Raw genomic sequence first — 13,084 nt, 5'->3', positions numbered from 1 at the left:
GAAAGGCCGCCGGTCTCCCAACCGACGGCCTGCAGGATCGCAGCGCGCGCGTGTGTCAGGCGGCGACAGCCCCCCGCCCGCGCGCAGCCGCTCCACGTCGCACGGCGAAGCCGATCAGCGCGAACCCCGCGATCATCATCGCCCAGCTGGCCGGCTCGGGCACCGCGGCCACCACCGCGGTGGTCGCGCGGACGCGAAAGGTGTCGATCGCAAGCCCGTCGTCGGCGCCGGCCGGATCGGCATCGATCCAGCGGAACGCGAAGGTCGCGCCCGAGCCAATCGCGAGCTTCGACAGCGTGGCGGACAGCGCGCGGCTGTTCGCGGCGGCATTCCCGTCGAGGGCGCCGCCGTTGCTGCTGTTGGTCGGCGACAGGAAATTGAGCGCCGAAACCGAGGTCCACGCGGCGCTGGTCAGTGCGTCGGCAAAGTTGGTCGAGGTCAGCGAATATTGGAAGTTGAGCGAATCCACCGGGCTGCCGCCATCGCGCCACTGCTCGCCGGTATAGGCGATGACCAGGTCGGTGATCTTGCTGCCGGTTGCATTGGTGAAGATCGCGCCGATCGTCGGCAGGAGGTTGCCGCTGCGCAGCGTCCCCAGCGCCCGGTCGGCCGAACCCGTAGCGCCGAAGCTGTAGACGTTGCCGGCGTTGAGGCTGCCATTGCTGACGCCGTAGGTCCCGTTCGCGGAGGCCCCGTCCTCCACCGCGCGCCAGCCGTTCGGCAGCGCGATCCCGGTCGTGCCAGTGGACGCGAGCGTATCGAAGCTCTGCGTGTAGACCGTCGTGCCAAGCGCGATGGTTCCCGTGCCATACGTCGTCGCTGCGCGTGCAGGCGCTGCATTCAGCGCAAGGGTCGTGGCGACGACGCCAAGCGCGGCCGCAATCGAAAATCTCGTCATGTTTTTCAGTCCCCGGTTTCAACCCAACGCGAGTGCTCGCGTTCCCGGGGCGGTATCGATCAATCACGCACCTTATATTACAGTATTAAAATTCTGTTAAACAAACCGACTATCGGGGTGGGCGACGTTCTTGCCCGATTTCTGTCGTTTCTTGCCAAGGCAAGACCGAAACCCGCCGGGACTGTCCCGTTTCGAAGCGTGACCCCAGGATGATACTGTCGCTGGCGCATGCATTGCCGCTCCTCTGTCTCGTCGAGCACCGACGACGCATGGGAACGCGCGCTCCGGGATTGGTCGTGCCCGGGGCGCGCTTCGGCGCGTGACGAACCGCTGCGCAACATTCCCCTGTCCTACACCGCCGCATGCTGTCAGAATCGACGCCACCATGGCCATTGCATTTCTGACTCGCCAGTCCGCACCCGTGCGCCGCCTGTGCAACCTTCGCGACGTTCGCCCGCTCCTCGCCGCCGCGCTGCTGTTGCTGACCGGGCTCGCCGTCGCGCCCCCGGCGCGCGCCGACGACATTTCGGCCACCGCCCGCAGCGTCGTCCGCGTCGTCTCGATCGCGATCGTCGATGACGAAGTCGTCGGCTTCGGCCACGGCAGCGGCTTCGCGGTCGCGCCCAACCGGGTCGTCACCAACGCGCATGTCGTCGATCTCGCGTCGCGTTATCCCGGCAACGTCGTCATCGGCGTCGTCCCGTCGGAGGGCAGCAAGGGGTATGAGGGCCGCGTCATCGCGATCGACAAGGTCCACGATCTCGCGCTGATCGAATTCACCGGCGGGCGGCTCCCGACCGTCGCGCTTTACAGCGGGCCGGTGGACGAAGGCGCGATGGTCACGGCGCTGGGCTATCCCGGCAATGTCGACATGGCGACCGCGCGTTCGGCCGCCGACTACATCCACCCGCTGTCGCCAATCCGTTCGGAGGGCGTGTTCTCGGGTCGCCGTCAGATGTCGGGGACCGACGTCCTGCTCCACACCGCCGGAATCGCGCGCGGCAATTCGGGCGGGCCGTTGCTCGACCCCTGCGGGCGCGTGCTCGGGGTAAACTCGGCGATCACGCAGGGCGAGGAAGGCGACACCAGCTTCGGCTTCGCGATCGCCGACAGCGAGCTCGCCGCGTTCCTGACCCGCGCGAAACAACCCTATGCTGCGGTCGGCGCGCCCTGCACCAGCATCGCCGAGAGCGACAAGGCGGACCGCGACGCGGACGCGCAGGCCTCGAGCCTCGCCGACGCCGCGCGCCGCGATACCGCCAGCCGCCTAGCGACCGAGCAACAGGCGACGATGGCGAGCGCCCGGATCGCCGCCGACCGGCACCGCGAGAATGTGATGGCGATCGCGACGCTGCTGCTCGTGCTCGGCGCGATGGGGGTCGGTGCTGGAACGCTGTTCGAGTTGCAGGCAAAGCGCCGCCCCGCCGTGTGGGGCTGGATCGGCGGTGCCGCGGTGATGCTCGGCGCAGTGGCCGTGTTCGTGCTGCGGCCCTCGGGCGAACCGATGTTGCCACGCGGTGTCGCGGCAACCGTGCCGCCGGCATCGTCCGGTGCCGTCTCGTCGACCGCCGCGCTCGGCAGGATGACGTGCCGCTTCGTTCCCGAGCGCAGCCGCGTCGTCTCGTCGCAGACGAGCGACGTCGCGATCGACTGGGGCGCGTCCGGCTGCATGAACGGGCGCACGCAATATGCCGAGAATGGCAGCAAATGGGACCGTATCCTCGTCCCGGCCGAGGAGCAGACCGTGTCGGTGATGCAGTTCGACCCCGCCACCCGCGCCTATGTCACGCGCCGCTATTTCCTGTCGGCGGACCAGATGGAGTCGGTCCGCAAGATCCGCTCGCAGGTGACGCTCAAGGCCTGTTCGCCCGACGAGGCGGGACGCGCTAACCTTGCCACGCAGCAGGCCGCGATCCGCACCGCGCTGCCGCCGCAACCCAATGAGAAGATCGTCTACAGCTGCACCCCCGCCGCCGCGTCAGGCGGCTGAGCGCCGTCGCACCCATGAAGGCGCGACGACCAGGCCGCGCCGCTGCGCGAGGACCAGCAAGCCGATCCCGAACACCGTGTTGACCAGCACCGCGGGCAGCGACGCTTCGGCGCCGAAACTGCCCCCGGTGAGCCACTCCGGCCCCTGGATCGCGGGGCGCAGCAACCCGGTCTGCTGGAAGCCCGACACCGCGATTCCGTAGATCCCGCCCTGCGCGAAGTTCCACGCGGCGTGCAGCCCGATCGCCGCCCACAGTCGCCGCGTCAGCATGTAGAGTGCGGCGAGCATCACGCCCGCTTCGAGCGCGATGGCGATTGCGGCGGACAGTGTCGCATTGGGGTTGCCGAGATGCAGCGCGCCGAACAGCGCCGCGGACAGCGCCAGCGCGATCCAGCTCCCGAGCAGCCGTTCGAGCAACCGGAAGAACAACCCCCGCAGCACGATCTCCTCGACCACCCCCGACAGGATCGCCAGTGCCGCGGCGGCGTAGATCGACGACACCGGACCGGTCCCGACCACGCGATACCCGCCCAGCGCCGCAATGATCCCGATGACGAGGCTGAACAAAACCGTCCCGCCGGCGAGCCCCGCCGCCAGCTCGCGCGCCCACCCCTGCGCGCCGAATTCATAGACCGGACGCCGCTCGATCAGCCGGACGAACGCCACATACGCGCCCGCAATCAGCGCGGCGAAGGCGGCGGCCTGAAGCACGCTGACCGGCGAGCCCTTGAGCGGCGGCGACAGCTTGGCGAACGCGCTCGCCACGATCTGCCCGCCGAACACGAAGACGAACCCGATGAACAGAAGGACGAGCGGAAAATGGAGAAACCGCCAGACTCGACTGTTGGGCGGTGTGTTCGGTTCGGTCGGCAGCATTGGCGTTTCCCCTTGTGCGGGGGACGCTAACGCGGTTTTGGCGGGAGACAATGGTCGGGGCCGCGACCGGCCAGTCAGGGAAGGAAGGCGCGCTGCTTCCTTTGCGCTTCCCCGGCGAAGGCCGGGGTCCGGGGGCGCAACTGGCGCCAGCGAGGGACTGCGCCCCGTTTCCTTGACCACTTCTACCGGGCCCCGGCCTTCGCGGGGGAAGCGGCGTCAAGAAACCTGGCCCCCTAAACCACCCCCTCGCGCTTGCGCAGCACCACCTTCCGATCGATCCCGTAGGCATAGCCCCCCAGCGTCCCGTCCCCGCGCTGGACGCGATGGCACGGCACCACGATCGACACCGGGTTCGCGCCGCACGCCGTCCCCGCCGCGCGCACCGCGGAAGGGTTGCCGATCATCGCCGCGAGCTCGGCGTAGCTGCGCGTCTCACCCAGCGGGATCGCCCGGAGCGCCTGCCAGATCGCCTCCTGGAACGCGGTACCCTGCACGTCGAGCGGCAAGTCCTGGTCGCGCTCGGGCGATTCGACGCTGGCGACGACCTGCGCGGCAAGCGCCGCGAGCGCGGCGCCCCCGGGGAGGATCTCGGCTTCGGGAAACCGTGCGCGCAACGCGGTCTCGTCCTCGTCGAACGAGACGCGACACAGCCCCTTGTCGGTTGCCGCGACCAGCATCGCCCCCAAGCTGGTGTCCGCGATCGTCCACCGGATCGTCACCCCGGCCCCGCCGCGCTTCCACGCGCTCGGGCTCATCCCGAGCCGTTTCGCGCCGTCTTCGTAGAATCGGCTCGGCGCGGAATAGCCCGCTTCGTAGATCGCCTCGGTCACGCTCGCCTCTCCAGTCAACGCCAGCGCCGCCCGCCGCGCCCGCAGCCCGCGTGCATAGGCCGCCGGGGTCACCCCGGTCGCGCGCTTGAAAAGGCGGTGGAAATGGTGCGGCGCATAACCGACCTGCGCCGCGAGCGCGTCGAGTGCGAGCATGTCCTCCGCCGCCTCGAGCAACGCGACCGCGCGCGCCACCGCGATCCGGTCGCGCCCGACCTCGTCGGGCTTGCAGCGCAGGCACGCGCGATACCCCGCGGCGCGCGCCTCGGCCGGGTCGCGGTAGAAGGTGACGTGCTCGCGCTTGGGGTGGCGTGCGGGGCAGCTCGGCTTGCAGTAGATGCCGGTGGTCCTCACCGCACCGACGAAGCGCCCGTCGCTATGGCGGTCCCGCGCTTCGAACGCGGCCCAGGCCATCGCGGGATCGAGAAGAAAGGTCTGCGTCATGCCGACGCTATACGCTCCGGCGGGATGCGATCACATCCCGCCGTTTGCGCTCAAAGTGTCAGCCGCCGTTCGCGGCGAACAGGTCGAGCGTGCGCTGCTTGGCGAGCTTCGCGCTCTCCGCGTCATAATCGTCGCGGCGATCCGAGTTGAAGCCGTGACCCGCCTCGTAAAGATACACGGTCGCGTTGGGCCAATCCTTGGCGATCACCTTCTCGACGCCCGCCAGCGGAATGTGGTCGTCCTCCTTGCCGAAGTGGAGGATCGTCGGGACCTTTGGCTCCTCGTCGGCGGCATCGGGGATCATCGCGCCGTAATAGCCCGAGACTGCCGCGACGCCGCGTAGGCTGGTGGCCGCCTTCCACGCGACCGACCCGCCGTAGCAATAGCCGACGACGAACACCGGCCCCTTGTCGGCAAGCGAATCGATGCAGGTCTGGACGTCGGCGAGCGTAAGCTCGAACGGATGCAGCTTGCTCGCGAGCTCGACGCCGCGCGCGAAGCCCTCGCCCGAATATTCGGCCTCGAACCCGGGATGCTCGCGGTCGAACACCGCGGGGGCGAGCACTTCGTAACCGTCGGCGGCATAGCCGTCGCAAAGGCTGCGGATGTGATCGGTCACGCCGAAGATCTCCTGCACCAGCACGAGGCCGCCGCGGCGTTCGCCCTCTGGTTCGGCGTGATAAACGGAGATTTCGGCGCCGTCGGACATGGTCATCTTGATGGTGGTGGCGGGCATGTGAGTCGCTCCTGCTGGGGATGCCTGCGCCATACCGCGCCGCGAGCATTGGTCTAGGGGGTGCGTCGTCTCTTGCCGGGTTTCTGCCGCAAGGGACCGTCGTGCCGGCGCGATGCCGGACGCGGGCGAAGGACGTTCAACGCCCCCCGCCCGTCACCCCGGCGAAGGCGAGACCTCTCCGACAGTCGGTTTGCGGCCCCCTCCTTGGCTGTTTTCCCGTGAAGGCGGGTATCCGGGGCCAAGCTAAAGCAACAGCGTACAGCTCTCGCGACTCCTGGGCTCCCGCCTCCGCGGGAGAACACCTATGGTTTCGCAGAGGTATCGCGAAGGCCGGGGCGGTGCCGTAACCCAGCCGTGATGAGGATCATACTTGCCCCCGCCTCTTGTAACCGTCCGTCATCCTGAACTTGTTTCAGGATCCAGCCCTCCACGGGCCCGGACTATGCCTGTTGCGCGGTGGATGCTGAAACGAGTTCAGCATGACGGCAGCTGTAGAGGCGGCGGGTGACGGAGCGTGCCCCCCTCTCGACCCGCCGACAGGTATCACGCCGCGCGCACGTCGGCGATCAGCCCGTTGATCTGCCCGCGCAACGTCTCCACCCCGACTGCCACATCGCAGGCGGTGCGAGTCACCTGGTCGGCGCTATGGCGCGAGCGTTCGGCGCGTTCGCGCAGCGTCTGCATGTTGGCGGCGGCGTCGGCGGTGCCGTCCTCGACCTCGGCGATGGCATAAGCGATCGCCTGGGTCATCCCGCGCTGCTGGTCGACCGCCTGCGCGACATTGGCGGAGGAGCGGTCGAGCTCGGCGACCAGACCGTTGACCGATTCGATCGTCTCGAGCACCGTGTCGGTCGCGACGCGGACCGCCTCGAGCCGTTCCTCGATCCGCCGCGCTGCGGTCTGGGTCTGGCGCGCCAGCCCTTTGACCTCATCGGCGACGACCGCGAAACCCCGCCCCGCCTCGCCCGCGCGCGCCGCCTCGATCGTCGCGTTGAGCGCGAGCAGATTGGTCTGTCCGGCAACGGCGGCGATCATGTCGAGCACGACCGAGATTTCCGAAACCAGCGCGCCGAGCGATTCGGCGCGGTCGCGGCCTTCCAGCGTCCGCGAACGCACCGTCGCCACGCTGGCGCGAGATTCATTCGCCTCGCGGCTGATCTGGTCGATCGCGCCCGCCAGTGCCGACGCGGAATGCGCGATCGTGCGCGCGTTGCTCGCGCTTTGCTCGGTCAGCGCGGCGGTCGCCATCGCCTGTTCCTGGGTCGTCCCGGCCTCATCGGCCATTGCCCCCGCCGTCTCGCGGAGCGCGGGGCCCGCCGAGGCGAGCCGCTTGACCGACGTGCCAGCGTCCTGTTCGAACGACTGGAACAGCGCTTCGAGATGCGCCGCGCGGCGCGCCCGCGCGGCATCCTCGCGCCGTTCGTTGGCGTTGAGCGCGTCCGCGGTACGGCGCGCTTCCTCGCTCAGCCGGCGCGCCTCGGCCGAACGATCGCGCGCGAAGGCGAGCGCGCGGGCGATCTCGCCGATCTCGTCGGTGCGGTCGAGCGCGGGGATCACCGCGTCCAGACGGTCCAGCGTGATGTCGCGCGTCGCGGCGGCTATCTGTGCCAGCGGCTGCTCGACCCGCCGCGACAACATGCGCATCCCCCAGAAGGACACCAGTACCGCGACGACCGTGATGACCGTCACCAGCAGGTACACCTGCCCGAACCCCAGCTCCAGCGCAGCACGCTCGCGGACCGCGTCGGCGCGCAGGTCGGCGATCAATGTGGCGCTGGACACCGTCAGCGGGTCGATCGCCGCGTACATCGCCCCGCTCAGGAAGAAGTCGAGTTGATCGACGTGCCCGCCGCGCAGCAGCGCCAGCAGCTTGTCGAGCGCAGCGTCCGCGTCGTGCCGCGCGGTCGCGACTTTGGCAACTTCTCCGGCCCGACGGCTGTCGAGGTTGTGGCGGGTAAAGGCGTTCCAGCTGCTCGCGATCTCCCCGCGGGTCGCCTCGATCATCGCAATCGCCCCCACTGCGGAGAGATTGCCGCTGCGGACCTTGTTGGCGGTCAGCAACGCCGTACTGTAGCTCGCGTTGACGCGTTGCAATTCGCCGATCGGGTAAAGCCGATCCACCACCAGCGCCGTGACGCGGTGGCTGGTGGCAAGCGTCGTGCCCAGCAGCGTAACCGCGAAAAGCGCCTGGATGGCGAGCAGCGCGCAGACGACCCTGCGCAGCTGCACCCGCATATTGCGTTCGCCATCCGTCCATCTGACAAGCAAACCCCCGATCAGGGGTTTCAGAAAGCGGGTCGGTAGCAGGGGCGTAACGATCTTCATGGGCCGCTAATGCGCACCAAGGGGCTGACAGCTAGTTAACCGAATATTACAGTTAAAAGAAATTGGACGGGAAAAACCGTCCCGCCCCGGACACATTTCAGCGCGCGGCTTGCATCCCCGGCAACCCGATGCTAGCGAACCGGCAACCCATCTGGAGGCGCTTTTGCCGCCTTCATTCCCCATGGGGCCACCTTATGACGTCCAAGAGGATTCCAATCGCGTGGAGACATCCGGCGGTATTCAAGCAAGCTTAAGCGGACGTTATGCCACCGCATTGTTCGAGCTTGCCCGAGACACCCGTAGCATCGACGCAGTCGAGGCGAGCCTTGGTCGTGTGCGCGAAGCGCTTGCGCAATCGGACGAATTCGCCGCGCTGGTCGCCAGCCCGGTGATCTCGCGCGCCGCCGCCGCCAAGGCGGTCGAGGCTGCGGCCGAGATGATCGACGTGGACGACACGACGGGCAAGTTCCTCGGCGTCCTCGCCGACAACCGTCGCCTCGCGCAATTGCCCGCGATCATCCGCGCGTTTCGCGATCTGGCCGCGCGCCATCGCGGCGAGACGACCGCAGAGGTCACGTCGGCGCATCCGCTGTCCGAAGACCAGGTCGACGCGCTCAAGCAGCAGCTGCGCACCCGGATCGGGACCGACGTTTCGGTCGACCTGTCGGTCGACCCCGCACTTTTGGGAGGGCTGGTCGTGAAGATCGGCTCGCAGATGATCGATTCGTCGATCCGCACCCGTCTCAACACCCTCGCGCACGCGATGAAAGGCTGAAGTCGTAATGGATATCCGCGCCGCAGAAATCTCGAAGGTCATCAAGGACCAGATCGCATCGTTCGGCACCGAGGCGCAGGTCTCGGAAACCGGTCAGGTGCTCAGCGTCGGTGACGGCATCGCGCGCATCCACGGGCTCGACAACGTCCAGGCGGGCGAAATGGTCGAGTTCTCGAACGGCGTGCAGGGCATGGCGCTCAACCTCGAGGCCGACAATGTCGGCGTCGTGATCTTCGGCTCGGACAGCCAGATCAAGGAAGGCGACGTCGTCAAGCGGACCGGCACGATCGTCGACGTCCCCGTCGGCAAGGGCCTGCTCGGGCGCGTCGTCGACGGCCTCGGCAACCCGATCGACGGCAAGGGCCCGATCGTCTCGGACCAGCGCAGCCGCGTCGAGGTCAAGGCACCGGGCATCATCCCGCGCCAGTCGGTCAGCGAGCCGGTCCAGACCGGGCTCAAGGCGATCGACGCGCTCGTTCCCGTCGGCCGTGGCCAGCGCGAGCTGATCATCGGCGATCGCCAGACCGGCAAGTCGGCGGTCGCGATCGACACCTTCATCAACCAGAAGGCAGCGCATCAGGGCGACGACGAGTCGAAGAAGCTGTATTGCATCTACGTCGCGGTCGGCCAGAAGCGCTCGACCGTCGCACAGCTCGTCCGCACGCTGACCGAGCAAGGCGCGATGGATTACTCGATCGTCATCGCGGCGACCGCATCCGACCCCGCCCCGCTCCAGTTCCTCGCGCCCTATACCGGTTGCGCGATGGGCGAGTATTTCCGTGACAACGGCATGCACGCGGTCATCGTCTATGACGATCTCTCCAAGCAGGCCGTCGCCTACCGCCAGATGTCGCTGCTGCTGCGCCGCCCGCCGGGCCGCGAAGCCTATCCGGGCGACGTCTTCTATCTTCACTCGCGTCTCCTCGAGCGTGCGGCGAAGATGAACGACAAGGAAGGCGGCGGCTCGCTGACCGCACTCCCGATCATCGAGACGCAGGCCGGCGACGTTTCGGCCTACATCCCGACCAACGTGATCTCGATCACCGACGGCCAGATCTTCCTCGAGACCGACCTGTTCTTCGCGGGCATCCGCCCGGCGATCAACGTCGGCCTGTCGGTGTCGCGCGTCGGCTCCGCCGCGCAGACCAAGGCGATGAAGAAGGTGTCGGGATCGATCAAGCTCGAGCTCGCGCAGTATCGCGAAATGGCGGCGTTCGCGCAGTTCGGGTCGGATCTCGATGCGTCGACGCAGCGCCTGCTGAACCGCGGTGCGCGTCTGACCGAACTGCTCAAGCAGGCTCAGTTCCAGCCGATGCCGTTCGAAGAGCAGACCGTGTCGATCTTCGCGGGCACCAACGGCTTCCTCGATACGGTCCCGGTCAACGCCGTCGTCCGCTACGAGCAGGCGATGCTGTCGACGATGCGCAGCGATCACGCCGATCTCCTCAAGGACATTCGCGACAAGCGCGACCTGTCCAAGGAGACGACCGAGGCGCTGAAGTCGGCGCTGGGTGCTTTCGCGAAGACGTTTGCCTGATCCACGCCGCCGTCACCCTGAACTTGTTTCAGGGTCCACCGCGAAACGGGCCCAGGGCGGGCAAGTGGAGAAGTGGATGCTGAAACAAGTTCAGCATGACGGCGGGTTTGGGAGTAGGTGCTGGACGAGTTCAGCATGACGGCGAATTATGACGGCAGGTTGGGAATGGTGACGAACTAAATGGCATCCTTGAAAGCCCTCAAGATCCGCATCGGCTCGGTGAAGTCGACGCAGAAGATCACCAAGGCGATGAAGATGGTCGCCGCTGCCAAGCTGCGTCGCGCGCAGGAAGCGGCCGTCGCCGGTCGTCCCTATGCCGAGCGGCTCGAGCAGGTGATGGCGAGCCTCGCGTCGAAGGTCTCGGTCAGTGAATCGAGCCCCAAGCTGCTCGCGGGCACCGGCAAGGACCAGGTCCATCTGCTGATCATCGCGACCAGCGAGCGTGGCCTCGCGGGGGCGTTCAACTCGAACATCGTCCGCGCCGCGCGCCGCAAGGCCGAGGAACTCGAAGCCGCCGGCAAGACCGTCAAGTTCTATGTCGCGGGCAAGAAGGGCCGGGTCATCCGCCGCTTCTTCCCGACGCAGATCGCCGCCGATCATGAAATGAGCCACATCAAGACGGTGTCGTTCACGGACGCCCGTGCGATCGCCGACGACGTCATCGCGCGCTTCGAAGCGGGCGAGTTCGACATCGCGCATCTGTTCTACGCGAAATTCCAGTCGGCGCTGGTGCAGACCCCGGTCGGCAACCAGATCATCCCGGTCGCGATCGACACCAATGCAGCCCCGGTTTCGGACGGCGGCGCTGCGGTCGAATATGAGCCCGACGAGGAAACGATCCTCGCCGATCTCCTCCCGCGCAACGTCGCGATCCAGATCTTCCGCGCGCTGCTCGAGAACGCAGCGTCGGAGCAGGGCTCGCGCATGACCGCGATGGACAATGCGACGCGCAACGCGGGCGACATGATCAAGCGTCTCAGCATCCAGTACAACCGCGCACGTCAGGCCGCGATCACGACAGAGCTGGTCGAAATCATCTCGGGCGCCGAAGCGCTCTAAGCAGTCGATACGAGGAAAGAACCATGGCAACCGCCCCCGAAATGACCACGCCTCCCAAGGCTACCACCAACAGCGTCGGCCGCATCAGCCAGGTCATCGGCGCCGTCGTCGACGTGACGTTCGAGCAGGATCGCCTCCCCGCGATCTTGAACGCGCTCGAAACGTCGAACAACGGCAACCGCCTCGTGCTTGAGGTCGCTCAGCATCTCGGTGAGAACACCGTCCGCACGATCGCGATGGACTCGACCGAAGGTCTGACCCGCGGCCAGGAAGTCACCGACACCGGCTCGCAGATCCGCGTTCCCGTCGGCCCGCAGACGCTCGGCCGCATTCTCAACGTCATCGGCGAGCCGATCGACGAGCGTGGGCCCGTCGGTCACACCGAGACGATGCCGATCCACGCGCCTGCCCCGCTGTTCGTCGACCAGTCGACCGAGAGCGCAATTCTCGTCACGGGCATCAAGGTCATCGATCTGCTCGCGCCGTACGCAAAGGGCGGCAAGATCGGCCTGTTCGGCGGTGCCGGCGTCGGCAAGACCGTGCTCATCCAGGAACTGATCAACAACATCGCCAAGGGCCATGGCGGCACCTCGGTGTTCGCCGGCGTCGGCGAGCGTACCCGTGAGGGTAACGATCTGTACCACGAGTTCCTCGACGCAGGCGTCATCGCCAAGGATGCCGACGGCAACCCGACCCCCGAAGGCTCGAAGGTCGCGCTCGTGTTCGGTCAGATGAACGAGCCGCCGGGCGCGCGTGCCCGCGTCGCGCTGTCGGGCCTGACGATCGCCGAGTATTTCCGCGACGTCGAAGGCCAGGACGTTCTGTTCTTCGTCGACAACATCTTCCGCTTCACGCAGGCGGGTTCGGAAGTGTCGGCACTGCTCGGCCGTATCCCGTCGGCAGTGGGCTATCAGCCGACGCTGTCGACCGACATGGGCGCGCTGCAGGAGCGCATCACGTCCACGAACAAGGGCTCGATCACCTCGGTGCAGGCGATCTACGTGCCGGCAGACGATCTTACCGATCCGGCGCCGGCAACCTCGTTCGCGCATCTGGACGCGACGACCAACCTCAACCGCGCGATTTCGGAGCTGGGCATCTACCCGGCGGTCGATCCGCTCGACTCGACCTCGCGCGTTCTGACCCCGGCGATCGTCGGCCAGGAGCATTACGACACCGCCCGCCGCGTCCAGGAGACGCTGCAGCGCTACAAGTCGCTTCAGGACATCATCGCGATTCTGGGCATGGACGAGCTGTCGGAAGAAGATAAGTCGACCGTCAGCCGCGCGCGCAAGATCCAGCGTTTCCTGTCGCAGCCGTTCCACGTCGCAGAAGTCTTCACCGGCATCAGCGGCAAGTTCGTGCAGGTCGAGGATACCGTGAAGTCGTTCAAGGCCGTCGTCGACGGTGAGTATGACCACCTGCCCGAGAGCGCTTTCTACATGGTCGGCGGAATCGACGAAGTCGTCGCCAAGGCCGAGAAGATGGCCAAGGAAGCTTAAGCTACTAAAGCCCCTCCCCTTCAGGGGAGGGGTTGGGGTGGGGCAGTACCAAGCGCCACCTCCCGATACTGCCCCTCTCCCCGACCCTCTCCCCGCAAGCGGGGAGAGGGAGAAG

Annotated in this window: 10 protein-coding genes; 5 read left to right on the top strand and 5 right to left on the bottom strand. The window is 67.2% G+C overall.

Annotated elements, in window-relative coordinates; genetic code table 11:
- Positions 1-55: 55 nt before the first annotated feature.
- Positions 56-898, bottom strand: coding sequence for a PEPxxWA-CTERM sorting domain-containing protein (locus RH91_RS11535; protein WP_010162911.1), 843 nt, complete (start codon positions 896-898; stop codon positions 56-58).
- A gap of 385 nt (positions 899-1,283) precedes the next feature.
- On the opposite strand from RH91_RS11535, the gene RH91_RS11530 reads away from it, so the two are divergent.
- Positions 1,284-2,888, top strand: coding sequence for a S1C family serine protease (locus tag RH91_RS11530; protein WP_010162910.1), 1,605 nt, complete (start codon positions 1,284-1,286; stop codon positions 2,886-2,888).
- On the opposite strand, the gene RH91_RS11525 is transcribed toward RH91_RS11530, so the two are convergent.
- The 4 genes from RH91_RS11525 to RH91_RS11510 all read right to left on the bottom strand — a co-directional run bounded on the left by RH91_RS11525 (position 2,877) and on the right by RH91_RS11510 (position 8,006).
- A complete protein-coding gene (locus tag RH91_RS11525) occupies positions 2,877-3,764 on the bottom strand; it encodes a CPBP family intramembrane glutamic endopeptidase (protein ID WP_010162909.1) in 888 nt (295 codons plus the stop codon). The genes RH91_RS11530 and RH91_RS11525 overlap by 12 nt on opposite strands.
- Positions 3,765-3,997: 233 nt before the next feature.
- Positions 3,998-5,035 (bottom strand): bifunctional DNA-binding transcriptional regulator/O6-methylguanine-DNA methyltransferase Ada, encoded by a 1,038-nt coding sequence (gene ada, locus RH91_RS11520; RefSeq protein ID WP_010162908.1) that lies wholly within the window; start codon positions 5,033-5,035, stop codon positions 3,998-4,000.
- A gap of 58 nt (positions 5,036-5,093) precedes the next feature.
- The gene (locus RH91_RS11515) at positions 5,094-5,771 is read right to left on the bottom strand and encodes a dienelactone hydrolase family protein (protein ID WP_010162907.1); all 678 of its coding nucleotides are present in this window, start codon (positions 5,769-5,771) and stop codon (positions 5,094-5,096) included.
- A gap of 543 nt (positions 5,772-6,314) precedes the next feature.
- Positions 6,315-8,006, bottom strand: coding sequence for a methyl-accepting chemotaxis protein (locus RH91_RS11510; protein WP_232283484.1), 1,692 nt, complete (start codon positions 8,004-8,006; stop codon positions 6,315-6,317).
- Between the two features lie 310 nt (positions 8,007-8,316).
- Between RH91_RS11510 and RH91_RS11505 the strand changes: the two genes are divergently transcribed.
- The 4 genes from RH91_RS11505 to atpD all read left to right on the top strand — a co-directional run bounded on the left by RH91_RS11505 (position 8,317) and on the right by atpD (position 12,969).
- On the top strand, positions 8,317-8,871 hold the full coding sequence (locus RH91_RS11505) for a F0F1 ATP synthase subunit delta (protein WP_026046494.1): 555 nt from the start codon (positions 8,317-8,319) through the stop codon (positions 8,869-8,871).
- Between the two features lie 7 nt (positions 8,872-8,878).
- Positions 8,879-10,408 (top strand): F0F1 ATP synthase subunit alpha, encoded by a 1,530-nt coding sequence (atpA, locus tag RH91_RS11500; protein ID WP_010162903.1) that lies wholly within the window; start codon positions 8,879-8,881, stop codon positions 10,406-10,408.
- 180 nt (positions 10,409-10,588) lie between these two features.
- Positions 10,589-11,467: a F0F1 ATP synthase subunit gamma gene (locus RH91_RS11495; protein WP_010162902.1), complete on the top strand. Its 879-nt coding sequence runs from the start codon at positions 10,589-10,591 to the stop codon at positions 11,465-11,467.
- Between the two features lie 41 nt (positions 11,468-11,508).
- Positions 11,509-12,969, top strand: a complete 1,461-nt coding sequence (gene atpD, locus RH91_RS11490; RefSeq protein ID WP_010162901.1) for a F0F1 ATP synthase subunit beta — start codon at positions 11,509-11,511, stop codon at positions 12,967-12,969.
- Positions 12,970-13,084 lie beyond the last annotated feature (115 nt).

Origin of the sequence: Sphingomonas sp. PAMC 26617 (assembly GCF_000242835.1) — a bacterium.
In the GTDB taxonomy this organism is placed as follows: Bacteria; Pseudomonadota; Alphaproteobacteria; order Sphingomonadales; family Sphingomonadaceae; genus Sphingomonas.
The sequence above is the reverse complement of the archived record's forward strand: the minus strand, read 5'-3'. Positions and strand labels throughout refer to the sequence as shown.